This is a genomic window from Thalassobacillus sp. B23F22_16 (assembly GCF_043496955.1).
In the GTDB taxonomy this organism is placed as follows: Bacteria; Bacillota; Bacilli; order Bacillales; family Halobacillaceae; genus Thalassobacillus; species Thalassobacillus devorans_A.
Window position 1 is genome coordinate 67,756 of record NZ_JBIEKD010000009.1, and the last position, 24,579, is coordinate 92,334.

Consider the following 24,579-nt stretch of genomic DNA (forward strand, 5'->3'; position numbering starts at 1 on the left):
CATTATAAAATCGGGCGGAGCAGCCGCGCGATTTTTATATTGATTTTTGTACCGATGGAGCGCTTCGCAAGCCAATTTTCATCAAAAGGTAATCCCATGTCGAAATCCTTCATGAAGCGCTGTCTCATTTCCTCAATGAATGCCTTGTCATAGAAAAAAACATTGATTTCTTTGTTGAGATAAAAACTTCTTAAATCTAAGTTAGAAGTACCAATATCGCAGATGTTTCCATCAATAATAAACACTTTCGTATGATAGAAGCCTGCGTCGTAGAAGCGCACATCTCCACCGGCCTGATATAATTCTTCATAAAAAGGGATGCCGCCTTCTTTCACGAAGGGGTGATCCGATTTCAACGGACAGAGCAATTTGACTGTAATACCTCGCTCTACAGCCTGTATAAGTGCGTCCATCACCGTGCGTGGTGGGATGAAATAGGGGCTTCCAAGCAGAATCTCCCCTTTGGCTTCAGAGAACTTTTTCACGAGTACTTCCTCTAATTCTCCGTATTCTGTCGGCAGTATTTGGAGCGCATGGCTGCCTTTTTCTTTGTTTTCAGTCGGAAATAATTTCTCATTTGTATTCAAAAACCAATCATCTAAGAAGACGGCATGCAGCTGTTCTACAATTTCCCCGGTAAATCGCAAGTGATAGTCGCGCCAATCCCCCATTTCCGCATCTTTGCTGGCATACTCGTCAGCAATGTTATAGCCGCCGGCATAGGCGATTTTTCCATCGATTACAACAATTTTCCGGTGGTTTCGACGATTCAATTTGTAAATAAAAAAAGGAAATTCAGGCTTTGCGGCGAATATAAATCGTATACCTGAATTTTCTAATTGGGTTTGCAGTGACTTGTCAATCCGAAATCCTCCAAGCCGGTCCACCATCAGCCTGACAGTCACACCTTCCTCCGCTTTCTGCTGGAGCAATTTAAAGAAGCGCTGGCTGGTTTCATCCTTTTTGATAATGAAAAAAAGAATATCAATGTGGGCTTCCGCGTTTTTGATATCGGTAAACATGGCCTCGAACAGACGATTACCACTTTGAAAGAAACGGTAGCTGCCAGTAGTCTCTGGGAAAGTGAGCTTTCTAAGGTTCTTTTTGTGGTTTTTCTTCCCCGCCTGAAAATCTAATATAACTAAAAGAAAGACAATTAAAATGATGACGAGAAACCATAGTAAAATAGTCATTTTTTTCCTCCTCCATCGCTTCTCATGCCCTTAGCTTCCCCAAATCCACCAAAATTTGTACATAAAAGCAAAGAAAATATGTTGACTGAATGTTCATTCATATTTTATAGTAAAGCTATAAGATTCAGAATTTTCACGGCTCGTTTCCTGAAAATCACGAGACAGCAAGTGAGAGAGATTCATACTTAACGAGGGGGTAAGACGGATGAGCACGCTGTTATTATTGAATTGGATGTTATTTTTAGGCGTAACCATTTATGGATTTTATTTATTCGTGCGCGTCGTCATGACGAGGATCGCCTATATCAAGCTCGGAAGAAAATTCGAGTTCGATGGCGAAATCAAAGAAAGATTGAAAAATATTTGGATTTATGTTTTTGGTCAAAAGAAGTTATTGAAAGATAAAAAGTCCGGAATCATCCATGTGATGATGTTCTACGGTTTTATTTTGGTACAGTTCGGTGCCATTGATTTTATCTGGAAAGGTCTGGCTCCTGACAGTCATCTTCCGTTAGGACCTTTTTATCCAGGGTTCACATTCTTCCAGGAACTGGTCACATTGATGATCCTGGTCGCTGTCGTATGGGCGTTCCACCGCCGTTACGTGGAAAAGCTTGTCCGTTTGAAGCGAGGCTTTAAAGCAGGGCTTGTACTATTATTTATCGGAGCATTAATGTTAAGTGTATTGATTGGTAATGGTATGGGCTTAATCTGGCACGGCCATGAAGGCGCATGGACAGAACCTGTTGCGACCTTGATTGCAAACGCTTTCGGTTGGATGAGTCCGACTGCTGCAGCTGTTGTGTTTTTCGTCATGTGGTGGATTCATCTATTGGTGTTATTAAGCTTCCTTGTCTATGTACCACAATCCAAGCACGCCCACCTGCTGGCGGCTCCGGTCAATGTCTTCTTGACTCGCCAGACACTGCCCGGAAAGCTTTCTAAAATCGATTTTGATGTCGATGATGAGACTGCTGAAGAAGATGTTTCCTTTGGGGTCGGCAAAATCGAGGACTTCAGCCAGCTGCAAATGATCGACTTTTATGCATGTGTCGAATGCGGCCGTTGTACCAATGTCTGTCCAGCAACTGGTACAGGAAAAATGTTGTCACCGATGGACCTGATCATCAAATTGCGTGATCAGCTGACGGAAAAAGGAGCAGCGGTAACTGGAAAATCACCGTGGGTACCGGCCTATGCCTTTTCCAATACACAGGGAAATCAACTTGCCAAAATGGCTCAGACTCAAGGTGGTGGAGAAGCGGCGGCTTCTGTAGAGGCTGCGCAGAACCATAACCTGATCGGCGATGTCATCACAGAGGAAGAGCTGTGGGCATGTACCACTTGCCGTAACTGTGAAGACCAGTGTCCGGTGATGAATGAACATGTGGATAAAATCATCGACCTTCGCCGTTATCTGGTGTTGACGGAAGGGAAAATGGATCCGGATGCACAACGTGCGATGACGAATATCGAGCGCCAGGGTAATCCATGGGGGTTGTCTAAGAAAGAGCGGGAAGACTGGCGTGACCAGGAACCGGATGTCCGGATTCCGACGGTAAAAGAATTGAAAAAAGAAGGCGAAGAATTTGACTATCTATTCTGGGTAAGTTCCATGGGTGCCTATGATAACCGCAGTCAGAAAATCGCGCTTGCTTTTGCTAAGCTGATGAATGAAGCGGGAATCAAGTTCGCCATTCTTGGTAACAAAGAACGTAACTCCGGGGACACTGCGCGCCGGATGGGGAATGAGTTCTTATACCAGGAGCTTGTGGAAAAGAATATCAAAGAATTCGAGAAGAATGATGTGAAGAAGATTATTACCATCGACCCTCATGCTTATAACACATTCAAAAATGAATATCCGGACTTTGGCTTTGAAGCAGAAGTCTATCATCATACCGAATTGCTTGCCGAATGGCTGAAGGATGGCCGTTTGAAGCCTGTCAATGAAGTGAAAGAAACGATCACCTACCATGACAGCTGCTACCTCGGACGTTACAACGAGGTATATCAGCCGCCTAGGGAAGTGCTGGAAATGATTCCAGGTGTCAAACTGGTTGAAATGAAGCGTAACCGCGAAAATGGCATGTGCTGTGGAGCCGGCGGCGGTATGATGTGGATGGAAGAAAAAGCAGGACACCGCGTCAATGTGGCACGAACAGAACAGGCGTTAGAAACCAGTCCGACGATGATTTCCAGTGGATGCCCTTACTGCCTGACGATGCTTTCCGATGGAACGAAAGCGAAGGAAGTGGAAGAATCCGTTGGAACGATGGATATTGCGGAGATTTTGGCTAAGTCGATTTTTGAAGAAAAACAGGAAAAATCAGCCTGATATTTTGAATTTTTAGTGGAAAGTGTACAGAAAGTTTTGTACACTTTCCTTATGAGGGTATATTGAGCGAGCGTTCAATCGTACAGGGGAAGTTTTTGCAAGAGAGGCTGCAGCAGGCGTTACGAACTGTTTCCACCTCTCTTTTAATACTATAAGTTTTGAAAGCGTTATCACATAAGGGAGGATTTTTATTATGACAAAAACGGTGATTGTTTCAGGAGCAAGAACGCCATTTGCAAAGTTCGGAGGAGCATTGAGTACATTGACTGCATCCCAGCTTGGAGGCAAAGCGATCAAAGCTGCATTGGATCGCGCCAACTTCAAAGCGGAAGATATCAATGAAGTGATCATGGGGACCGTTCTGCAGGGAGGCCAGGGACAGATACCTTCCCGTCAGGCAGCACGTGAAGCAGGAATTCCATGGGAAGTGAAGACAGAAACGATCAATAAAGTCTGTGCTTCCGGCATGCGCAGTGTCACGATGGCTGATCAATTCATTCGTCTTGGTGATGAGGATGTTGTTGTCGCTGGAGGAATGGAGAGCATGAGTAACGCGCCTTACTTCATGCCAAAAGCACGCTGGGGATTACGTATGGGCGATGCAGCTGTGAAGGATTTGATGGTACACGATGGTCTGACATGTTCGTTTGATGGGGTGCATATGGGCAACTATGGAAACAATGTCGCTGATGAATATGAGTTGAGCCGTGAAGCACAGGATGAATGGGCTTATCGCAGCCACCAGCGTGCCGTACAGGCCATGGAAGAAGGCAAGCTGGCAGAAGAAATTGTTGCTGTTGATGTGCCACAGCGAAAAGGCGATCCGGTCGTTGTCGAAAACGATGAAGCTCCTCGCAAAGATACTACAAAGGAATCCTTGGCAAAACTTCGTCCGGTATTCGGTTCGAATGGAACAATCACAGCTGGTAACGCGCCAGGGGTCAACGATGGTGCTTGTGCGATGCTGTTGATGTCTGATGAAAAAGCGAAAGAGATGGGAGCAGAAACATTGGCAACCATCCTCGCACACGATGAAGTGGCTGTCGAAGCGAAGGATTTCCCGAAAACGCCAGGGATTGTCATCAATTCTCTATTGAAAAAGGCAGGAAAATCGTTGGATGATATCGATCTTTTCGAAGTGAACGAGGCATTTGCTGCAGTATCACTCGCCAGTGGGAAAATCGCCGGTCTGGACGAAGAAAAAGTTAACGTCAATGGTGGAGCCGTGGCTTTGGGTCATCCGATCGGTGCCAGTGGGGCGCGTATTATCCTGACACTCGCATATGAATTGAAGCGCCGTGGCGGTGGTCTTGGTATCGCAGCTATCTGCAGTGGCGGCGGCCAGGGTGATGCTGTCCTGATCGAAGTTCCCAAGCAATAATTAATGTCGAACACGTTAGTCAGGGAGGAGTTTTTCTATGTCAATTAAACAAGTAATGGTAGTCGGATCCGGACAAATGGGGGCAGGAATCGCGCAAGTGTGTGCCCAGTACGGCTTTTCCGTAAAGTTGAATGATATTGCAGATGAAGCATTGGAAAAAGGGAAGGCAGGCATTGAAAAACGGCTGGCACGCTCGGTGGAAAAAGGCCGCCTTGCAGAAGAAGAGCAGCAAAAGACGCTGGAAAACCTGTCTTATACAACCGACCTGAATGAGGCTTCATCCTGTGACCTTGTCATTGAAGCGATTGTGGAAAATATGGACGTCAAAACGAGCCTGTTTAAAAAATTGGATGAGATTGCCCCAGAGCACGCGATTCTTGCATCCAATACATCATCCCTTCCAATTACAGAAATCGCGGCAGTCACTAACCGTCCTTCACAGGTGATTGGCATGCATTTCATGAACCCGGTTCCTGTCATGAAACTGGTAGAAATCATTCGTGGCTTGCAGACAAGTGATGAAACCTATCAATCTATCAAAGATATGACAGAAAAAATATGCAAGTCACCAGTAGAAGTCAGTGACTTTCCTGGTTTCGTATCCAACCGCGTACTTATGCCAATGATCAACGAGGCCATCTACACGGTCTATGAAGGGGTCGCGACACCGGAAGACGTGGATACGGTCATGAAGCTAGGCATGAACCATCCAATGGGACCACTGACGTTGGCTGATTTTATCGGACTCGATACATGTTTATACATCATGGAAGTATTGCATGAAGGTTTCGGCGACAGCAAATACCGGCCATGTCCATTGCTCCGTAAATATGTCAAAGCTGGCTGGCTAGGTAAGAAATCGGGACGCGGCTTCTATACGTATGAAAATTGATTCTCAGGGGAGAGAACAACAATGAATCTACATTTTACAGATGAACAGGAAATGATGCGTAAAATGGTGCGCGACTTTGCTCAAAAAGAAGTGGCTCCAGCTATAGAGAGAATGGAAACGGAGGACCACTTTCCTAGGGAAGTTGTCACCAAAATGGGGGAATTGGGTTTAATGGGGATTCCGATCCCGGAAAAATACGGTGGCTCTGAGATGGATTATACGTCCTATATCATTGCCATCCACGAATTGTCGAAAGTGAGTGCAACGGTCGGTGTCATCCTGTCGGTACACACCTCTGTAGGGACGCTGCCGATTCTTAACTTTGGAACCGAGGAGCAAAAGCAGAAATATATTCCGAAGCTGGCGTCAGGGGAATATCTCGGAGCTTTCGCGCTGACAGAACCGAGCGCCGGTTCTGATGCTGGAAGTCTGAAAACGCGTGCAGTCAAACAGGGTGACAAATACATTCTGAATGGCTCGAAAGTGTTCATCACCAATGGGGGAGAAGCGGACACCTATATTGTGTTCGCACGGACGAATATGGAGGAAAGCGGCTATCAGGGAGTCAGCACGTTCATTGTCGAAAAAGATACCCCGGGACTTGTCATCGGCAAAAAGGAGAAAAAGATGGGCCTTCACGGGTCAAATACGGTTCAATTGACTTTCGATAACTGTGAGGTCCCGGCAGAGCAGATGCTTGGTAATGAAGGTGAAGGCTTCAAGATAGCGATGTCTAACCTCAACTCCGGGCGAATTGGAATTGCTGCACAGTCACTTGGTATCGCTGAAGCTGCCATGGAACATGCAGTCGATTATGCAAAAGAGCGGGAGCAATTCGGAAAGCCAATTGCTAAACAGCAGGGACTTTCCTTCAAGCTTGCCGACATGGCAACTGAAGTGGAGGCGGCAAAACTATTGACCTATCATGCTGCTGCTCTGAAAGAAGCTGGTGCTCCGTGCAACAAAGAAGTATCGATGGCGAAAATGTACGCTTCGAAAACAGCAATGAAAAATGCCATTGAAGCTGTTCAGGTTTATGGGGGATATGGATATACGGAAGATTATCCAGTTGAACGGCTTTTCCGTGATGCCAAAGTTTGTGAAATCTATGAAGGAACGAATGAAATACAGCATATCGTCATCAGCAAACATCTACTGAAGGACTAATATATCAAGGGGGATACCGACATGAATTTTCAATTGACAGAAGAACAAGAAATGCTCCGTAAAATGGTGCGCGACTTCGCAAAAAATGAAGTGGAGCCGACAGCTGCTGAGCGGGATGAAGAAGAACGCTTCGACCGGGAAATTTTCGATAAGATGGCAGAACTCGGACTGACCGGTATACCTTGGCCGGAGGAATACAATGGAATCGGATCAGACTTTGTCAGCTATGTCATTGCAGTAGAAGAATTATCCCGTGTATGTGCATCTACCGGTGTAACACTGTCTGCCCATATTTCCCTTGCCAGCTGGCCGATTTATAAGTTTGGGAACGAGGACCAGAAAAAGACATTTCTTGCTCAGCTCGCTTCCGGTGAGAAACTTGGAGCTTACGCGTTGTCTGAGCCCGGCGCCGGCAGTGACGTGTCATCGATGCGCACACAGGCGAAACTGGACGGCGATCATTATGTCCTGAATGGAAGCAAGGTCTGGATTACCAATGGCGGGGTAGCGGATATCTACATTGTATTCGCTAAAACCGACCCGGACGCAGGGAGCCGCGGAATCAGTGCCTTCATCGTAGAAAAAGGTACACCTGGCTTTACGTTTGGTAAAAAAGAAAAGAAACTTGGCATTCGTTCCTCTCCAACCACAGAATTGATTTTTGAAGATTGCAAGGTTCCAAAAGAAAATCTATTAGGTGAAGAGGGAAAAGGGTTCAAAATTGCGATGATGACCTTGGATGGCGGCCGTAACGGCATCGCAGCACAGGCTGTCGGTATTGCCCAGGGAGCCTTGGATGCATCTGTCGGCTATGCGAAAGAGCGCGAACAGTTCGGTAAGCCGATCGCTCAGAATCAGGGTATTTCTTTTAAACTGGCGGATATGGCGACAGAAGTCGAAGCTGCTCGTCTGTTGACTTATCAGGCAGCTTACCTGGAGTCAGAAGGTAAGCCATATGCCAAAGCATCTGCCATGGCTAAGTTATACGCTGGTGACGCAGCAATGCGGATTACAGTCGAAGCTGTCCAGGTTTACGGCGGCTATGGCTATACAAAGGACTATCCGGTCGAGCGCTATATGCGCGACGCGAAAATCACCCAAATCTATGAAGGTACGAATGAAATCCAACGTCTCGTCATCGGACGGATGCTGACGAAAGAATAGTAGAAAGGAAGCTATTATGCACCCATTAGCTGAACGGATCCAACAACAGGATATGAGAGCGCTGGCGAGAGCTATCACACTCGTAGAAAATGATGCGCCGGAAAAATTGGATATGCTGAGTGATATATTTTCCTTGAAAAAGAACGCTCACTATATCGGTATTACCGGCTCACCAGGAGCCGGTAAGAGCTCGCTCGTCAACCGGCTGCTTACCCACCTGCGTGAGCAAGACCTGACGGTGGCAGTCATCGCGGTGGACCCGACCAGTCCGTTCAGCGGCGGTGCCCTGTTAGGGGACCGTGTCCGTATGAACCAGCATTTTACGGATCCCGGTATTTTTATCCGCAGTATGGCAACCAGGGGGAGCCTCGGTGGTCTTGCCCGGGCTACCAAGGATACGATCCGTGTCTGTGATGCTTATGGATTTGACGTCATTCTCGTAGAAACAGTGGGTGTCGGCCAGTCCGAGCTGGATATTATGAAAGTTGCCGATACGACAGGGCTTGTGCTTACGCCTAACAGTGGCGACGTCTTACAGATTTTCAAGGCAGGAATCATGGAAATCGCCAACCTTTTTATTATTAATAAAGCTGATCTGCCAGGGGTACAGCGGTTAAAGACGACACTGGAAGAATACATGATGATCGCCAACCCGAAAGGCTGGGTGCCGCCGATCGTCCAGACGATTTCCACTCAAAATGAAGGAATTGGTGAGCTATGGAGTGAAATCCGTCGGCATCATGATTATTTGTATCAAACAGCCAAAGGGGAAGAACAGCGCCAGCAGCAGTTGAAACTGGAAGTCTATGATTTAATCCGGGAAGAAATCTGGCGCGATGTCGAACAAACGATAGAAAGCGACCATGAGAAACAGCAGGTTTTTCATAATGCCAGTGCCGACCCGTATCAGTTGGCTAAGGAATGGTTTCAGGAGTGGAAAGGGAAAGGAGGGAATAGCCATGACTGATCAACAGGTTCCCTCTTCCATCAAGGATCAGAACCTCGTTGAAAAAAGACGCAACCAGATGATCAAGGGTGCCGTATCTCTTTTCATCGAAAAAGGGTTCCATAAAACGACGACAAGGGAAATCGCGAAAGCATCCGGTTTCAGCATCGGTACTCTCTATGAATATATCCGTACCAAGGAAGATGTGCTGTTTCTTGTCTGTGATTCGATTTATGAACGAGTGAAGGACAGGATGGAGCAGGTGATCGATACGGAAAAAAAGACGATCGACAGCCTGATCCATGCGGTCACTTCTTACTTCCAACTCATGGACGATATGCAGGATGAAGTCGTAGTCATGTATCAGGAAGTCAAGTCTCTTCCTCGTGATTCTCAGGAATATGTGTTGCAAAAAGAGAAAGATATGCTCGAAATGCTGACGCAGGTAATACGCAACAGCATCTCTACACCAATGTCGGAGCAGGACATTTCGATCGTTGCCAACAATATTTTCATTCAGGGCCAAATGTGGGGGTTCCGGCGCTGGATGCTGCAAAAAGAGTTCACGCTCGAGAGCTATACCGAACGCCAGGTTCATTTTTTATTAGAAGGTCTCAACGTCAACAGCTTAAAGAATCACAAACTTCCTAACTAAAAGGGGGATGGAACGATGGAACAACCAAAGGTTTATCAGCCGAAGTATCCCGTCCGATTCGTGACAGCTTCCAGCTTATTCGACGGTCACGATGCTTCGATCAATATCATGCGCCGTATTCTCCAATCAACTGGTGCCGAAGTGATCCACCTTGGTCATAACCGCTCAGTCGAAGAGGTCGTCAATGCAGCGATACAGGAGGATGTCCAAGGGATCGCCGTTTCTTCCTATCAGGGGGGACACGTCGAATACTTCAAGTATATGATTGACTTATTGAATGAAAAAGGAGCGGGCCATATCCGAGTGTACGGAGGTGGCGGTGGTGTCATTCTGCCACGTGAAATCAAAGAGCTCCATGATTATGGTGTCGCCCGCATTTTCTCACCGGAGGATGGCAGGGAGAACGGTCTTCAAGGCATGATCAATCAGATGATAGAAGAATGCGACTTCCTTCCACCACTAGTACCCGAAGAAACCGTCAAGGAACTGGAAAGCGGAAACCATCAGGCGATTGCCCGGTTCATCACTTACGTGGAGAATACACCGGAACAGGAACGGGAAGCGGCTGCCCAGTTTGAAGCTGCCGTGAAACAAAGCGAAACGAAAAATATCCCGGTCTTAGGGATTACAGGTACAGGAGGAGCGGGGAAAAGCTCACTGACAGACGAATTGATCCGCCGCTTCCTTAATGAGATTCCGGATAAGAAAGTGGCCATCCTGTCGATTGACCCGACGAAGAAAAAGACAGGCGGGGCCTTACTAGGTGACCGTATTCGTATGAACGCAATTTTTAACCCTCGCGTCTACATGCGCTCGCTGGCAACACGTGATTCCAGGTCTGAATTATCAAAAGCGATTGAAGAAGCGATCCAGGTCGTGAAAGCGGCAGGTGTGGATTTTGTCATCGTCGAAACTAGCGGTATCGGTCAAGGGAATGCGGCTGTCACAGATGTTTCCGATTTGTCCATGTATGTGATGACCGCCGAATTCGGTGCTCCTTCCCAGCTTGAGAAAATCGATATGATCGATTTTGCTGACTTCATCGTTATTAATAAATTCGAACAGAAGGGCTCGGAGGATGCGTTCCAGCAAGTGCGGAAGCAATATGAGCGCAGTCATATGCTCTTCCATGAAGATCCGTCGACATTCCCGGTATTTGGAACGATTGCAAGCCAGTTCAATGATCCGGGAACAAACACCCTTTTTGCTGCGATCGTTGATAAGCTGAATGAAGACTATGCCTGGGAGGACACCACTTCCTTTGAAAGAACAGCCAATGTGGAAAAGCAGAATGTCATTATTCCGATTGAGCGGAAGCAATACTTGCGCGACATTGCCATGCTGGTGCGCAACTATCATGATAATGCCGAGCAACAGGCCGAAAAAGCCCGCAAACTCTATCAATTGAAGGGCACGGCGGAAGCGCTGGATGATGAGGAAGCGAAAGAAAAAATCGAGGCACTAATCGAGCAGTATGAACAGGGTATCGACCCGAAAGCGAAAGAAAAGCTGGATGATTGGGATGATCTCCATGAGCGCTACAGCGGAGATACGTATACGTTTAAGGTCCGTGACAAGGAAATCACGATGGATTTGACGACAGAAAGCCTTGCCGGTCTGAAAATCCCGAAAGTCGCCTTGCCATCTTACACCGATTGGGGCGATCGCCTCGTCTGGCTGTTAAAAGAAAACGTACCAGGAGCTTTTCCATTTACCGCAGGGGTGTTCCCGTTCAAGCGAAAAGGGGAAGATCCAAAGAGACAGTTTGCAGGTGAAGGAACACCGGAACGTACCAACCGGCGCTTCCATTACTTATCTAAAGATGATGATGCGAAGCGTCTGAGCACCGCATTTGATTCGGTAACATTGTACGGGGAAGACCCGGATGAACGTCCCGACATCTACGGAAAAGTCGGGGAAAGCGGTGTCAGCATCTGTACATTGGAAGATATGAAAAAGCTGTATGACGGCTTTGATTTGACCAATCCTTTGACATCTGTTTCCATGACGATCAATGGTCCTGCGCCAATCATTTTAGCCATGTTTATGAACACGGCAATCGATCAGCAGCTTGAAAAATTTGAAGAAGAGAATGGACGTAAACCTAACGCAAAGGAAGCAGAGCAAATTAAAGCGGAAACGCTTCACGTTGTCCGGGGTACCGTCCAGGCTGACATTTTGAAAGAAGATCAGGGACAGAACACGTGTATTTTCTCAACGGAATTCGCATTGCGCATGATGGGGGATATTCAGCAGTATTTCATCGACCATGATGTCCGCAACTATTATTCTGTTTCTATTTCCGGGTACCATATTGCTGAAGCAGGCGCTAACCCGATTACCCAGCTCGCGTTCACGCTGGCAAACGGATTCACTTACGTCGAGTATTATTTAAGCCGTGGGATGGATATCAATAAGTTCGCGCCAAACTTATCATTCTTCTTCTCTAATGGTCTTGATCCGGAATATACAGTCATGGGCCGTGTTGCCCGCAGAATCTGGGCAATCATTATGAAAGAAAAATATGGTGCCAATGAGCGAAGCCAGAAGCTGAAGTACCATATCCAGACGTCTGGACGTTCCCTGCACGCCCAGGAAATCAACTTTAATGATATCCGTACGACATTGCAGGCGTTGATTGCTATCCAGGATAACTGTAATTCGCTTCACACCAACTCTTATGATGAGGCGATCACCACACCGACAGAGGAATCTGTCCGTCGTGCCATGGCGATCCAGATGATCATCAGCAAGGAATTCGGTCTGACCAAAAATGAAAACTCTCTGCAAGGAGCGTATATCATCGAGCAGTTGACTGATATGGTGGAGGAAGCGGTACTTCAGGAATTTGAACGCATCAACGATCGCGGCGGAGTACTTGGCGCCATGGAACGCCAATACCAACGCGGTAAAATTCAGGAAGAATCGCTATACTATGAAAGCAAAAAGCATACCGGCGAACTACCGATCGTCGGCGTAAACACTTACTTGAATCCGACACCGCCTTCGGAAGATGAAATCAATTCAATGGAAATCGCGCGTGCGACCAAAGAGGAAAAAGAACATCAAATCCAGTCCTTGCGCGCATTCCAACAATCGAATGAAGACGAAACAGAAGCAGCCTTGCAGCGCTTGAAAGAGGTAGCAGCAAGCAACGGTAACATTTTTGCTGAATTGATGGAAACCGTAAAGGTAGCGAGCCTTGGCCAAATCACCAACGCCCTCTACGAAGTAGGCGGCCAATACCGCCGGAATATGTAAGATAGCATCGAAGTCGAGTATGAAACCGAAAAGGTATCATACTCGATTTTTTTAGATAGCATCAGGGGGATTGAGGGAACGGGTCGCTTTCTGCGGACTCGTGCTGCCCTGCTTTTGATCGGGATAAGAGACAATCTGTAAATATGGGAGACACCCCCCTAAGGAAGAGTGAAACTCTCCTATCGATAGGAGACAATTTTGAGAAAAAGAGAGACAAAAACGAAAAAAATAGAGACAAATTTTTAAAAAATAGAGAATTAAATATTATAAGAGAGACACTCACCCGGCTCGTGACATGTATGCAAAATGCGCAAAAACACTCCCAAACTGAGTGGGAGTGTTAGTTGTCATTAATGCCCGCCGCCTACGTTGTCGTGGTCACCGGTTTGATTGATTTCTTTGATGTAAGGCGTCTTTTGTCCGTACCATTCGTAAGTAAAATCATAATTTTTTTCTTCATCTAAAAGCATCCATGTATTTTCGTCTTTGACTTTATATTTCTCACCGTCTACATAAATATAATAGTCGTCCTCCGAATGATCCTTTTTCTCGATTTGGGCATCGCTCATTTCTTCGCTGTGCAGCATGCCGTAATTATTATAAAAGTAGACCCCGCCAATAAGGACGGCCACAATGATAAGCAGCCACTTTGATGTCCGCATGATTCTCTCTCCTTTGTTTATGATAGCTGTAAGTCGGATAGACTTATTTTACGATAAAAACAGGTGGGAAACCAACTCAAAGGGTAAGGAAAATGTAAGGGTGGAAAGGAAAACCGGCCAATCATTGATTTTTATATACGCTAACCATATAATATGAGGTATGGTTAAATATGAGATACGTATGACTTAATGAATGTACACATATATACCTTAATTTTCATTAAAGGAGTGCTGAACCTTGAGCTTGAAACAGTATAGTAAAGATCAGATTGAAGAAATGTCTATGATCGATCTTGCAGCAGTCATGCTGGAAGAAAAAAGAGAGGCAGTCGACTTCAATGACCTATTCCACGAGATTGCAGATATGAAGGGCTACACGGAAAAGGAGAAAGAAGATTTTATCGCCCAGTTTTATACGGATATGAATATTGATGGTGGCTTCATGACCATTGGTACGAATAAGTGGGGGTTGAAACGCTGGTATCCAGTGGAGCAGATGGAAGAAGAAATTTCCAACCTTCCGAAGAAGCGTAAGAAGAAAAAAGCGAAGCGTAAAGAAGTAACAGCTGATGAAGCATTGTTCGAAGAAGATTTGGATGAAGAACTCGATTTGGACGATGAGGATCTGGACCTTGATGAGAGCGATAATGACTTCGAAGGCGATTATGAAAATGAGGATCTCGACGAAGAAGATGAAGAAGTTATTGAGGATGATATCAGCTTTGTAGGTGATGATGAAGAGGACGATGACGACCTCTAATTGCTCCTTGACTTTCAAATCGTAAATCAGTACAATTCTATTTGGGCTCTTAAAATTACGTTGAACGAATTTCAAAAGCGCTCCCCATAATAGGGGAGCGCTTTTTATTTTTTACTATGAAAAATTAAGCTCTCGCCATAAGTATTTGGCGATAGCCAGGTTTTTCTAAATTGCTCCAGCCTATAAAACAGGATTTCTATGACTGCTGAAGTAACCAGCAGGTCATGATATAAGAAAGATTAAAGAAGAAAGAGGGATGACCGTGACAAAGTACATTTTTGTAACAGGTGGGGTTGTATCTTCCTTAGGTAAAGGTATTACTGCCGCTTCACTTGGCCGCTTATTGAAAAACCGTGGATTGAAAGTGACTATCCAAAAATTTGATCCATATTTGAACGTAGACCCTGGGACGATGAGTCCCTACCAGCATGGGGAAGTTTTCGTAACGGAAGATGGTGCCGAGACAGACCTGGACCTGGGACACTATGAGCGTTTCATTGATATCAACTTGAATAAATTCAGTAATGTGACAACTGGGAAAGTATATTCCCATGTTATTAAAAAAGAACGACGCGGGGACTACTTGGGTGGAACCGTGCAGGTCATTCCGCATATCACCAATGAAATTAAAGAACGTGTTTTCCGTGCCGGCCATGAAACCAATGCGGATGTCGTCATTACAGAAATCGGCGGAACAGTAGGAGATATTGAATCCCTTCCGTTCCTGGAAGCGATTCGCCAAATCAAAAGTGACATTGGACGAGACCATGTCATGTACCTGCATTGTACCCTTGTTCCATACATCAAGGCTGCAGGGGAAATGAAGACAAAGCCGACTCAGCATAGCGTTAAAGAACTGCGCTCGCTTGGTATCCAGCCGGATGTAATTGTATTACGTACCGAAATGGAAATATCAGAAGAAATGAAAGAGAAAATCGCACTATTCTGCGATCTCAATAAACAAGCAGTTATCGAGTGTCCGGATGCAGATACATTATATAAAATTCCGTTGATTCTTCAGGATCAGAAACTGGACCAGCTGACGTGCGAGCATTTTGGATTGGATTGCAAGCCGGCAGAGATGGCAGAGTGGAACCAGCTTGTCGATAAAGTAACCCATTTATCCAAAAAGGTGAACATCGCCCTCGTCGGTAAATATGTGGAATTGCCAGATGCTTATATTTCCGTTGTCGAGGCGATGAAGCATGCCGGTTACCCATATGATGCCGATGTCAATATCAACTGGGTCAATTCCGAAGAGATAGACCCTTCCAATGTGGAAGATAAACTTGCTGGAGTAGATGGCATTCTTGTACCTGGCGGCTTCGGCGATCGTGGTATTGAAGGGAAAATTGAAGCGATTCGTTATGCACGAGAAAATAAAGTGCCGTTCCTTGGCATTTGCCTGGGGATGCAATTGGCTACTGTGGAATTTGCAAGAAACGTACTCGGCCTGGAAGGTGCTCATTCTGCCGAAATCGATCCTGCGACACCGCATGCGATCATCGACCTTCTGCCGGAACAAAAAGAAGTGTCCGACCTCGGGGGAACACTGCGTCTTGGTATCTATCCATGTAAGCTGACAGAAGGTTCCAAAGCCAAAGAAGCCTATGGCGAAGAAGTTATTTATGAACGCCACCGCCACCGCTTCGAGTTCAATAACCATTACCGGGAACAAATGGAGGAAAAAGGATTCTCCTTCACTGGTACAAGCCCGGATGGCCGTTTGATTGAAATCATTGAGGTGGAAGATCACCCTTGGTTTGTGGCAAGCCAATTCCATCCAGAATTCAAATCCCGTCCAACTCGTCCGCAAGAGTTGTTCTACGGATTTATCGGAGCAGCTTCCACCCATAAAAAATAATAAAAAAAGCGCGAACCTTCATCGAAGGTTTCGCGCTTTTTCCATTTCCTGGACACCCCTGGGGTGCAGAGCAGGACTTATTCGTATTCGGATAGGATTTCTTTTGCTGTAACATAGATAGCGTAGTAGCTGTATAGACCCGCCATCGCGCTTGGAAAACAGATTCGTTCCATATCAAAAGGAAGCAGGGGTTCGGTCACCTGTGTATCAATCGGGAAGTCCGCTTGCTTATATAAAGGATCATCATTCGTATTTACAGCAGAAAGGGTGATGACCTGGGCACCTTGCTCCTGTGCTTCCTTCATGATGGCAATTGCTTCTTCATGATCGGCAAACCTGGAAGCCACAATCACCCGGTCAATGGAAGTCAATGCAGTGTGAGGTTCATAGCGTCGGCATCTCGGCAATGTTTCTTTTCCGTCGATCATTTCCGCTTCAATCGCCACCATTTCCTCAAAGCCTTTTACATAGATGCTGCCATCGCCTATAATAGCCTGAGCTAATGCACGCGCTGCATCTTCGATAGCTAATGCTTCCTTCTCCTGAATTTGCTGAAATTTACCAGTCAACTGGGTCGTTAGCATTTTTAACATGAACATCCCCCTTTATTTTTCCATTCAGTTTTCATAGCTTAGCATAAATCCCAAAGCTTGAGAACAAATTAACCGGCTAATAAGCAGGAAATAAGTCAATTTATATCGAATGGAAAGAGAAGGAGGTATCGGATGAAGCGTAATTTAACTGCAGAAAGGTAGGCGAGCAATCATGGCCAAAGAAGTGTTGATTGTAGACGACCAGCCAGGGATCAGGCTATTACTGGAAGAAGTGGTCAAAGGAGAAGGGTACGCGGTAGCCACTGCGGAAACCGGAAAGGAAGCCCTTGACTATATTGAGAAAAATGACCCGAGCCTGCTGGTGGTTGACTATAATCTTCCGGTCATGAATGGCGGGGAACTGCTGCACCGTTTGAATGAGACAGGATACGACAAACCAGCCATTCTGATGACTGGATTATCCGTGGAAAGCCTCGGGGAAGAGAAGGATTTCCACTTTGTGAAGAAAGTGGTGTCTAAACCCTTCAATATCATGGATATCCGGGAAGAAATCTCCAAAATCTTGCAATAATAGTTGTACAAAAAATGACTTTTTGAGAAAATTATTGATGTAAGCGCTCTTTCGTTCTCCGGTTGTTGCACCTTCTTCTGGGTATTGGTATTCTTATACTGTGATTAAACTTACATAGCATATCTGTGTTACGTCTTGCAAATGTGCTAGTAAATAATATACCTATCGAAGGAGGAGCTTTCATGCCTTTAGTATCAATGAAGGAAATGCTCGAAACTGCGAAGGAACAGCGCTACGGCGTTGGGCAGTTTAACCTGAATAACTTAGAATACGCGCAAGCGATTCTTCAAGCAGCCGAAGAAGAAAAATCACCAGTCATCCTCGGTGTATCCGAAGGTGCAGCAAGATATATGGGTGGTTTCAATGTCGTGGTATCCATGGTACAAGCACTGATGGATTCTTATGGAACTACTGTTCCTGTTGCGATTCATCTGGACCATGGTTCCAGCTTCGAAAGCTGTGCAAAAGCGATTCATGCCGGATTCACTTCTGTCATGATCGATGCATCCCATGACCCGCTTGAAGAAAACATTGCTGTTACTAAGAAAGTAGTCGAGCTTGCACATATGCATGGCGTATCTGTTGAAGCAGAACTTGGCCGTGTCGGTGGACAAGAAGATGACTTGATTGTTGATGATGCAGAAGCAGCTTATGCTATTCCGTCTGAATGCAAACAGCTGGTTGATGAAACCAATGTTGACGTATTTGCGCCAGCACTTGGTTCTGTACATGGGCCATACAAAGGGGAGCCTAACCTAGGTTTCGACCGTATGGAAGAAATCATGGGTCTTGTCGATAAGCCGCTTGTACTTCACGGTGGTACTGGCATCCCGACTCATGATATCAAAAAAGCTATTTCTTTCGGTACTGCAAAGATTAATGTCAACACAGAAAACCAGGTTGCCCAGGGGAAAGCAGTACGTGAAGTACTGGCTGAAAAGCCTGACCTTTACGATCCGCGTAAGTACCTTGGACCAGGACGCGACGCCATCAAAGAAACAGTCATTGGTAAAATGCGTGAATTCGGTTCTTCTAACAAAGCGTAAATAATGAAGTATGTCCAAAGGAAGCCGTTGCTAGAAACGGTTTCCTTTTAACAATCTTATGAAAACGCAACCATCGATGGGGAGGATTATTTACATGAAATTTTTTATTGATACAGCGAATATTGACGATATCAAAGAAGCCAATGCTTTAGGCGTGCTGGCGGGGGTTACGACCAATCCTAGTCTGGTAGCTAAAGAAGGTGTTTCTTTTCATGAACGTTTGCAGGAGATCACAAAGGAAGTCGACGGTTCTGTCAGTGCGGAAGTTGTTTCTGAAGATGCAGAAGGAATGATCCGGGAAGGGAAGGAACTGGCAGCCATCGCACCGAATATTACCGTTAAGGTGCCAATGACGCTGGAAGGTTTGAAAGCAGTTAAAGCCTTGTCTGAACTTAACATCAAAGTCAACGTTACATTGATTTTTTCTGCCAATCAGGCATTGCTGGCGGCAAGAGCAGGCGCGGCTTACGTTTCCCCGTTCTTAGGCCGTCTGGATGATATCGGGCATAACGGGATGGATCTGATTGCGCAGATCGCGGAAATTTTCGATCGTCATGGAATTGAAACGGAAATCATCGCCGCATCCGTCCGCCACCCAGTCCACGTCACAGAAGCGGCACTGAACGGCGCACATATCGCTACGGTTCCTTTCAAAGTATTAAGCCAATTGGTCAAACATCCATTGACAGACCAGGGAATTGAAAAGTTTCTTTCGGATTGGAATCAGAGTCAACAAAAATAAGCATGAAATTGGTAAAATTGTACAAACTAACAGCGCAGGAATAAGTTGACTGAAATCTGGATTCTATTAAGAGTACCGGGAAGTCAATCAATCGGACAATCGCCGGTGAATGCTTGCTAACAGCCTGACATTTGCGGGTGGATTGCAGGACTTAAAAGCGAGGAGTTAGCCATGCAAAAATTACTTGTAGAAGGCGGAAAAAGATTAGAGGGGACAGTCAGAATCGGTGGTGCGAAAAACAGCGCGGTTGCTTTGCTTCCGGCGGCGATTCTGGCGGATTCTCCAGTCACGATCGAAGGCCTGCCGAAAATTTCTGACCTGCAGATCTTGGGCGACCTGCTCGAGGAAATCGGCGGTACAGTGAAAAAAGAAGGGCAGACGATTGAAATCGATCCGAGTGAAATGATTTCTATGCCATTGCCGAATGGAAAAGTGAAAAAGCTGCGAGCATCCTACTATTTCATGGGAGCGATGCTTGGCCGGTTCAAAAAAGCAGTCATTGGTCTTCCAGGCGGCTGTCATCTTGGACCTCGCCCAATCGATCAGCATATCAAAGGCTTTGAAGCGCTTGGGGCGCAGGTGACCAATGAGCAGGGGGCTATCTATCTGCGTGCAGAAGAGTTGCGCGGGGCACGGATCTATCTGGATGTCGTCAGTGTCGGCGCGACCATCAATATTATGCTGGCAGCGGTAAGGGCTAAAGGGAAAACGGTTATCGAAAATGCTGCCAAGGAACCGGAAATCATTGATGTAGCGACATTGCTTACCAGTATGGGGGCGAAGATCAAAGGTGCAGGAACCGATGTCATCCGGATTGAAGGTGTGGATCAACTTAGCGGCTGTAACCACACCATTATTCCTGATCGTATCGAAGCGGGAACCTATACGATTCTTGCAGCAGCGCTTGGGGATGGAATCCTGATCGACAACGTTATTCCTCAACACTTGGAATCCCTGCTTGCCAAATTGCGTGAGATGGGAGTCACGGTGGAAGAAAGCGATGAGCAATTGTTCATCAAAACGAGCGAAAAGCTGAAGAGCGTCGATATCAAAACACTCGTGCATCCAGGTTTTCCAACGGATTTACAGCAGCCGTTTACGTCGCTTTTAACAAAAGCATACGGAACAGGTGTCGTCACTGATACAATCTATCAGGCGCGTTTCAAGCATATCGATGAACTACGACGTATGAATGCCCACATTAAAGTGGAAGGTGGAGCCGCGATTGTGGCAGGTCCATCTCCGTTACAAGGGGCGAAAGTCAAAGCGACCGACCTCCGTGCCGGAGCAGCACTTGTTATTGCTGGTCTGATGGCAAAGGGGATTACAGAAGTCACCGGAATCGAGCATATCGAGCGAGGATATGAGGACCTCGTAGAGAAGCTCACGAATCTTGGTGCGACCATCTGGCATGAAAAAATGACCGAAGAAGAAGTAGAGCAGTTCCAGAATTCATAGGATCTTAGTTTCCATGGAGATGAGGAAAAATTCAGATATGAATGGAGAGGAAAAACCATGGAAAGAAGTTTGACAATGGAATTAGTACGTGTCACTGAAGCGGCGGCACTTAAATCGGCACGATGGATGGGAAGAGGGAAAAAAGAGGAAGCGGATGACGCAGCGACATCTGCCATGCGCGACGTCTTTGATACCATCCCGATGAAAGGTACTGTTGTTATTGGTGAAGGGGAAATGGATGAGGCGCCGATGCTTTATATTGGGGAGAAGCTCGGTAATGGATACGGTCCACGTGTCGACGTTGCTGTCGACCCTCTGGAAGGGACCAACATTGTGGCACAGGGGACATGGAATGCTCTCGCGGTAATTGCGATTGCCGATCATGGTGCCCTGCTTCATGCCCCTGATATGTATATGGATAAAATCGCAGTCGGCCCGGAAGCAGTAGGAAAAGTAGATATCAATGCTTCGATTGCGGACAACCTGAAGGCGGTAGCTGAGGCGAAGAATAAAGATGTGGAAGATGTTGTTGCTATTGTTTTGAACCGAAAACGCCATGAAGGGATCATTGAAGAAATCCGTCAAGCTGGCGCAAGGATCAAACTGATCCCGGATGGTGACGTAGCAGCAGCCATCAACACGGCATTTGATCATACCGGCGTTGATATTCTGTTTGGCTCTGGCGGCGCCCCGGAAGGAGTACTTGCTGCCGCGGCATTGAAGTGCCTTGGAGGAGAAATACAAGGCAAGCTGCTCCCTGCTAACGATGAGGAGCTGGAGCGCTGCAAAAGCATGGGCATTGCAGACATCGACAAAGTCCTGTACATGGACGATTTTTGTTCCGGTGATGACGCGATTTTTGCCGCTACCGGCGTAACAGACGGCGAATTGCTGCAAGGTGTCCAGTTCAAAGGAACGAAAGCAACGACCCAGACTGTCGTCATGCGTGCCAAATCAGGGACTGTCCGTTTTATCGACGGTGACCACAGTTTGAAAAAGAAACCGAATCTAGTAATGAGACCATAACTGGCAAGGGAGCCGTCCTGACGGCTTCCTTTTCCCTTATAAAAGCCGCAAAACAAACGTATAGGAAAGTAATTTGATTTTTTTTATGTTTTATATTGAATAGTTTCATGGAAAAGAGTTAAAATGATTAAAGTTTAATCAACCCGTTAATAGTGAAAAACCTCTGTAAGCTTCTGATTATAGCTTCGAGAATATCTTCTCTCACTTCCTAAGAAGTGTTCTGCTAAAAGTACAGCATCTTTTGCTAAGTGTATGGCTGTCCCCTCCTACGTTTCATTTTTCGTTAGATAGATAGTGTTGCAGGGCTCGAGACGGCAGACGGACAAGTAACAAAAATATAATAGTGTGGTGATTTTGTGGCTGAATTGACAATCTCTCATTTAGAAACGTTGACTCTCAAAGATTTATATGCACTGGCACGGCAGTTCAAAGTGTCTTATTACGCTAAACTCACAAAACGCGAACTGATTTTTGCGATTTTGAAAGCACAGGCCGAAAAAGGCGGCTATTTATTCATGGACGGGATCCTGGAAATCATCCCATCAGAAGGGTTCGGTTTCTTGCGTCCGATCAATTACTCACCTAGCGCGGAGGATATCTATATTTCTGCGTCCCAAATTCGTCGTTTTGATTTGCGGAACGGAGATAAAGTATCTGGTAAAGTCCGTCCACCAAAAGAAAATGAACGTTATTACGGCCTCCTGCATGTCGATGCCGTCAATGGCGAAGATCCCGAGACAGCGAAAGAACGTGTCCACTTCCCGGCATTGACGCCGCTATATCCGGATCGAATGATGAAGCTGGAAACAAAAAGCAAGAACATTTCAACCCGAGTGATGGATATGATGGCTCCTGTCGGGTTCGGACAGCGTGGACTGATTGTGGCACCACCAAAAGCAGGGAAAACGATGCTGCTGAAGGAAATCGCAGACAGTGTTTCGAAAAACCATCCCGATGCCAAGCTGATCATTCTGCTCGTCGATGAACGACCGGAGGAAGTAACAGACATCGAACGTTCTGTAGCTGCCGATGTCGATGTCGTCAGCTCAACATTTGATGAGGTACCGGAAAACCATATCAAAGTCTCTGAGCTGGTACTCGAGCGTGCCATGCGTCTCGTAGAACAAAAGCGTGATGTCATCGTTTTGATGGACAGCATCACACGTCTGGCACGTGCCTACAACCTGGTAATACCGCCGAGCGGCCGTACGCTTTCCGGAGGAATCGACCCGGCAGCGTTCCACCGTCCGAAGCGATTCTTTGGGGCTGCCCGTAATATTGAAGAAGGCGGGAGCTTTACGATTTTAGCTACCGCACTCGTCGATACGGGTTCCCGCATGGATGATGTCATCTATGAGGAATTCAAAGGTACCGGGAACATGGAACTTCATTTGGATCGCAGCCTGGCCCAGCGCCGTATCTTCCCGGCAATTGATATTCTTCGCTCCGGTACACGGAAAGAGGAATTGCTGCTTCCGAAAGCGCATCTGGAAAAAATGTGGGCGGTCCGCAAAACATTGTCCGATACGCCTGATTTCGCGGAGCGTTTCTTACGAAGGTTGAGAACTTCAAAGAATAACGAAGAGTTTTTCGATATCATGGATAAAGAGATGAAAGGCAAATCGACAGGGAGAAGGACACAGACTTCAGGAAAATAAAACAAGTTCTTGCATTGCAAAAATGCCCCTGTTATAATCATTCTATGTGAGTTTCGAGACAGGGTAGATTCTGCCTGATACGGCTCTTACAATAACTCTGTTTCCAAAGGATTCAGGGCAAAAAGGAGTGGAAGAACATGAAAAACGGCATTCATCCAGAATACCGCAAAGTCGTATTTCAAGACACAAGTTCTGATTACAAGTTTCTAACTGGTTCCACTAAGGAATCCAGCGAAACTATCGAATGGGAAGATGGCAACACTTACCCATTGATCCGCGTGGAGATCAGCTCAGCTTCTCACCCGTTCTACACAGGTAAGCAAAAAGCTGACAAAGAAGGCGGACGTGTCGATCGCTTTAAGAAAAAATATAACATTAAGTAATCTTCGTTATCCTGATAGGGATAGACGAATTCACGCGAAAAACAGGCAAATTGTCTAACTTTGCCTGTTTTTTTGTACGAAAGAGGGCTGTCGCAGGAATGCCGTCAGCCCTCTTCTTCTGTGTTAAAGCCTGTTTGTTCGAGATGGAGATTCGGGAAGGGAGCGAGTATGTGATGAAGCAAAGCGGTTGGGTAGAAGTGATTTGTGGCAGTATGTTCAGTGGTAAGTCCGAAGAGTTGATTCGTCGTGTTCGCCGTGCTACATATGGCAATCTGTCTGTTCGGGTGTTCAAGCCCTTGATCGACGATCGTTATTCCGAAGATGCAATCGTCTCTCATAATGGCACCTCCGTGCTCGCCCGCCCTGTAGAGCACTCCAGAGAAATTTTGAAGGCGGTCGATGATACCATCGATATTGTCGGTATTGATGAAGTGCAATTTTTTGATGAGGAAGTAGTAGACGTCGTGGAGGAGCTTGCAGATAAAGGTATCCGTGTCATAGTCGCAGGCCTTGATACCGACTTCCGTGGTGTACCATTCTGGTGTATGCCGGAATTGATGGCATTGAGTGAAATGGTAACAAAGCTGAATGCGATCTGCCCGGTTTGTGGTTCACCGGCGAGCCGTACGCAGCGTTTGATTGATGGAAAGCCAGCTTCCTATGACGACCCGATCATCCTGGTCGGAGCATCAGAATCATACGAGCCCCGCTGCCGTCACCACCATGAGGTACCAAACAAGCCCAGGCAATCGCAGCTGAAAGCCAAAATTTCCAATTAAACAACCAAAGCACCAAAGCCCTTTATCGGTTTTGGTGCTTTTTTGATGGCTATACATTCATATTATTCAACTCCGCGGG

20 protein-coding genes and 1 pseudogene are annotated in these 24,579 nt (G+C 46.2%); 18 read left to right on the forward strand and 3 right to left on the reverse strand.

What is annotated here, in order from left to right; all coding sequences use genetic code 11:
- Positions 1 to 2: 2 nt before the first annotated feature.
- Positions 3 to 1,193, reverse strand: coding sequence for a cardiolipin synthase (gene cls / locus ACGTNI_RS09085; protein WP_394461767.1), 1,191 nt, complete (start codon positions 1,191 to 1,193; stop codon positions 3 to 5).
- Between the two features lie 205 nt (positions 1,194 to 1,398).
- On the opposite strand from cls, the gene ACGTNI_RS09090 reads away from it, so the two are divergent.
- The 8 genes from ACGTNI_RS09090 to icmF all read left to right on the forward strand — a co-directional run bounded on the left by ACGTNI_RS09090 (position 1,399) and on the right by icmF (position 12,997).
- Positions 1,399 to 3,531 (forward strand): heterodisulfide reductase-related iron-sulfur binding cluster, encoded by a 2,133-nt coding sequence (locus ACGTNI_RS09090; RefSeq protein WP_394461769.1) that lies wholly within the window; start codon positions 1,399 to 1,401, stop codon positions 3,529 to 3,531.
- A 193-nt stretch (positions 3,532 to 3,724) separates the two neighbouring features.
- The gene (locus ACGTNI_RS09095; RefSeq protein WP_394461771.1) at positions 3,725 to 4,912 is read left to right on the forward strand and encodes an acetyl-CoA C-acetyltransferase; all 1,188 of its coding nucleotides are present in this window, start codon (positions 3,725 to 3,727) and stop codon (positions 4,910 to 4,912) included.
- A gap of 37 nt (positions 4,913 to 4,949) precedes the next feature.
- Complete coding sequence (locus ACGTNI_RS09100; protein ID WP_394461773.1) at positions 4,950 to 5,804, forward strand: 3-hydroxybutyryl-CoA dehydrogenase; 855 nt, start codon at positions 4,950 to 4,952, stop codon at positions 5,802 to 5,804.
- Positions 5,805 to 5,825: 21 nt separating this feature from the next.
- A complete protein-coding gene (locus tag ACGTNI_RS09105; RefSeq protein WP_394461775.1) occupies positions 5,826 to 6,971 on the forward strand; it encodes an acyl-CoA dehydrogenase in 1,146 nt (381 codons plus the stop codon).
- A 21-nt stretch (positions 6,972 to 6,992) separates the two neighbouring features.
- Positions 6,993 to 8,135: an acyl-CoA dehydrogenase gene (locus ACGTNI_RS09110; protein WP_394461776.1), complete on the forward strand. Its 1,143-nt coding sequence runs from the start codon at positions 6,993 to 6,995 to the stop codon at positions 8,133 to 8,135.
- Positions 8,136 to 8,151: 16 nt separating this feature from the next.
- Positions 8,152 to 9,102, forward strand: coding sequence for a methylmalonyl Co-A mutase-associated GTPase MeaB (gene meaB, locus ACGTNI_RS09115; protein ID WP_394461778.1), 951 nt, complete (start codon positions 8,152 to 8,154; stop codon positions 9,100 to 9,102).
- A complete protein-coding gene (locus ACGTNI_RS09120; RefSeq protein ID WP_394461780.1) occupies positions 9,095 to 9,736 on the forward strand; it encodes a TetR/AcrR family transcriptional regulator in 642 nt (213 codons plus the stop codon). Before meaB ends, ACGTNI_RS09120 begins: the two co-directional genes overlap by 8 nt.
- A gap of 15 nt (positions 9,737 to 9,751) precedes the next feature.
- Positions 9,752 to 12,997, forward strand: a complete 3,246-nt coding sequence (icmF, locus tag ACGTNI_RS09125) for a fused isobutyryl-CoA mutase/GTPase IcmF (RefSeq protein ID WP_394461782.1) — start codon at positions 9,752 to 9,754, stop codon at positions 12,995 to 12,997.
- 350 nt (positions 12,998 to 13,347) lie between these two features.
- Here icmF and ACGTNI_RS09130 read toward each other — a convergent pair whose 3' ends face one another.
- Positions 13,348 to 13,659 carry a hypothetical protein gene (locus ACGTNI_RS09130; RefSeq protein WP_394461784.1) on the reverse strand — a complete coding sequence of 104 codons (312 nt, stop codon included), beginning with the start codon at positions 13,657 to 13,659 and terminating at the stop codon, positions 13,348 to 13,350.
- A gap of 283 nt (positions 13,660 to 13,942) precedes the next feature.
- On the opposite strand from ACGTNI_RS09130, the pseudogene rpoE reads away from it, so the two are divergent.
- Positions 13,943 to 14,164 (forward strand): annotated as a pseudogene (gene rpoE / locus ACGTNI_RS09135) (DNA-directed RNA polymerase subunit delta); the annotation flags it as partial.
- A gap of 517 nt (positions 14,165 to 14,681) precedes the next feature.
- Complete coding sequence (pyrG, locus tag ACGTNI_RS09140; protein WP_394461786.1) at positions 14,682 to 16,283, forward strand: CTP synthase; 1,602 nt, start codon at positions 14,682 to 14,684, stop codon at positions 16,281 to 16,283.
- Positions 16,284 to 16,360: 77 nt separating this feature from the next.
- Here pyrG and ACGTNI_RS09145 read toward each other — a convergent pair whose 3' ends face one another.
- Positions 16,361 to 16,876: a DUF2529 family protein gene (locus tag ACGTNI_RS09145; protein ID WP_394461788.1), complete on the reverse strand. Its 516-nt coding sequence runs from the start codon at positions 16,874 to 16,876 to the stop codon at positions 16,361 to 16,363.
- Positions 16,877 to 17,048: 172 nt separating this feature from the next.
- On the opposite strand from ACGTNI_RS09145, the gene ACGTNI_RS09150 reads away from it, so the two are divergent.
- The 8 genes from ACGTNI_RS09150 (at position 17,049) to ACGTNI_RS09185 (ending at position 24,500) form a co-directional block, all read left to right on the forward strand.
- Positions 17,049 to 17,408: a response regulator gene (locus tag ACGTNI_RS09150; protein ID WP_394461790.1), complete on the forward strand. Its 360-nt coding sequence runs from the start codon at positions 17,049 to 17,051 to the stop codon at positions 17,406 to 17,408.
- A 182-nt stretch (positions 17,409 to 17,590) separates the two neighbouring features.
- Positions 17,591 to 18,454 (forward strand): class II fructose-1,6-bisphosphate aldolase, encoded by an 864-nt coding sequence (fba, locus tag ACGTNI_RS09155; protein ID WP_394461792.1) that lies wholly within the window; start codon positions 17,591 to 17,593, stop codon positions 18,452 to 18,454.
- 94 nt (positions 18,455 to 18,548) lie between these two features.
- Complete coding sequence (fsa, locus tag ACGTNI_RS09160; protein ID WP_394461794.1) at positions 18,549 to 19,196, forward strand: fructose-6-phosphate aldolase; 648 nt, start codon at positions 18,549 to 18,551, stop codon at positions 19,194 to 19,196.
- A 171-nt stretch (positions 19,197 to 19,367) separates the two neighbouring features.
- Positions 19,368 to 20,654: a UDP-N-acetylglucosamine 1-carboxyvinyltransferase gene (gene murA / locus ACGTNI_RS09165; RefSeq protein ID WP_394461796.1), complete on the forward strand. Its 1,287-nt coding sequence runs from the start codon at positions 19,368 to 19,370 to the stop codon at positions 20,652 to 20,654.
- Positions 20,655 to 20,711: 57 nt separating this feature from the next.
- On the forward strand, positions 20,712 to 21,680 hold the full coding sequence (glpX, locus tag ACGTNI_RS09170) for a class II fructose-bisphosphatase (protein ID WP_394461798.1): 969 nt from the start codon (positions 20,712 to 20,714) through the stop codon (positions 21,678 to 21,680).
- A gap of 356 nt (positions 21,681 to 22,036) precedes the next feature.
- Complete coding sequence (gene rho, locus ACGTNI_RS09175; protein WP_085506274.1) at positions 22,037 to 23,338, forward strand: transcription termination factor Rho; 1,302 nt, start codon at positions 22,037 to 22,039, stop codon at positions 23,336 to 23,338.
- A gap of 137 nt (positions 23,339 to 23,475) precedes the next feature.
- On the forward strand, positions 23,476 to 23,721 hold the full coding sequence (locus ACGTNI_RS09180; RefSeq protein WP_394461800.1) for a type B 50S ribosomal protein L31: 246 nt from the start codon (positions 23,476 to 23,478) through the stop codon (positions 23,719 to 23,721).
- 173 nt (positions 23,722 to 23,894) lie between these two features.
- A complete protein-coding gene (locus ACGTNI_RS09185; RefSeq protein ID WP_394461802.1) occupies positions 23,895 to 24,500 on the forward strand; it encodes a thymidine kinase in 606 nt (201 codons plus the stop codon).
- Positions 24,501 to 24,579: the final 79 nt, after the last annotated feature.

What these genes read in the sequence shown, in the direction of transcription:
- cls (WP_394461767.1), bottom strand. Translation starts at nt 1,193, where the DNA reads ATGACTATTTTACTATGGTTTCTCGTCATCATTTTAATTGTCTTTCTT.
- ACGTNI_RS09090 (WP_394461769.1), top strand. Translation starts at nt 1,399, where the DNA reads ATGAGCACGCTGTTATTATTGAATTGGATGTTATTTTTAGGCGTAACC.
- ACGTNI_RS09095 (WP_394461771.1), top strand. Translation starts at nt 3,725, where the DNA reads ATGACAAAAACGGTGATTGTTTCAGGAGCAAGAACGCCATTTGCAAAG.
- ACGTNI_RS09100 (WP_394461773.1), top strand. Translation starts at nt 4,950, where the DNA reads ATGTCAATTAAACAAGTAATGGTAGTCGGATCCGGACAAATGGGGGCA.
- ACGTNI_RS09105 (WP_394461775.1), top strand. Translation starts at nt 5,826, where the DNA reads ATGAATCTACATTTTACAGATGAACAGGAAATGATGCGTAAAATGGTG.
- ACGTNI_RS09110 (WP_394461776.1), top strand. Translation starts at nt 6,993, where the DNA reads ATGAATTTTCAATTGACAGAAGAACAAGAAATGCTCCGTAAAATGGTG.
- meaB (WP_394461778.1), top strand. Translation starts at nt 8,152, where the DNA reads ATGCACCCATTAGCTGAACGGATCCAACAACAGGATATGAGAGCGCTG.
- ACGTNI_RS09120 (WP_394461780.1), top strand. Translation starts at nt 9,095, where the DNA reads ATGACTGATCAACAGGTTCCCTCTTCCATCAAGGATCAGAACCTCGTT.
- icmF (WP_394461782.1), top strand. Translation starts at nt 9,752, where the DNA reads ATGGAACAACCAAAGGTTTATCAGCCGAAGTATCCCGTCCGATTCGTG.
- ACGTNI_RS09130 (WP_394461784.1), bottom strand. Translation starts at nt 13,659, where the DNA reads ATGCGGACATCAAAGTGGCTGCTTATCATTGTGGCCGTCCTTATTGGC.
- ACGTNI_RS09145 (WP_394461788.1), bottom strand. Translation starts at nt 16,876, where the DNA reads ATGTTAAAAATGCTAACGACCCAGTTGACTGGTAAATTTCAGCAAATT.
- ACGTNI_RS09150 (WP_394461790.1), top strand. Translation starts at nt 17,049, where the DNA reads ATGGCCAAAGAAGTGTTGATTGTAGACGACCAGCCAGGGATCAGGCTA.
- fba (WP_394461792.1), top strand. Translation starts at nt 17,591, where the DNA reads ATGCCTTTAGTATCAATGAAGGAAATGCTCGAAACTGCGAAGGAACAG.
- fsa (WP_394461794.1), top strand. Translation starts at nt 18,549, where the DNA reads ATGAAATTTTTTATTGATACAGCGAATATTGACGATATCAAAGAAGCC.
- murA (WP_394461796.1), top strand. Translation starts at nt 19,368, where the DNA reads ATGCAAAAATTACTTGTAGAAGGCGGAAAAAGATTAGAGGGGACAGTC.
- glpX (WP_394461798.1), top strand. Translation starts at nt 20,712, where the DNA reads ATGGAAAGAAGTTTGACAATGGAATTAGTACGTGTCACTGAAGCGGCG.
- ACGTNI_RS09180 (WP_394461800.1), top strand. Translation starts at nt 23,476, where the DNA reads ATGAAAAACGGCATTCATCCAGAATACCGCAAAGTCGTATTTCAAGAC.
- ACGTNI_RS09185 (WP_394461802.1), top strand. Translation starts at nt 23,895, where the DNA reads ATGAAGCAAAGCGGTTGGGTAGAAGTGATTTGTGGCAGTATGTTCAGT.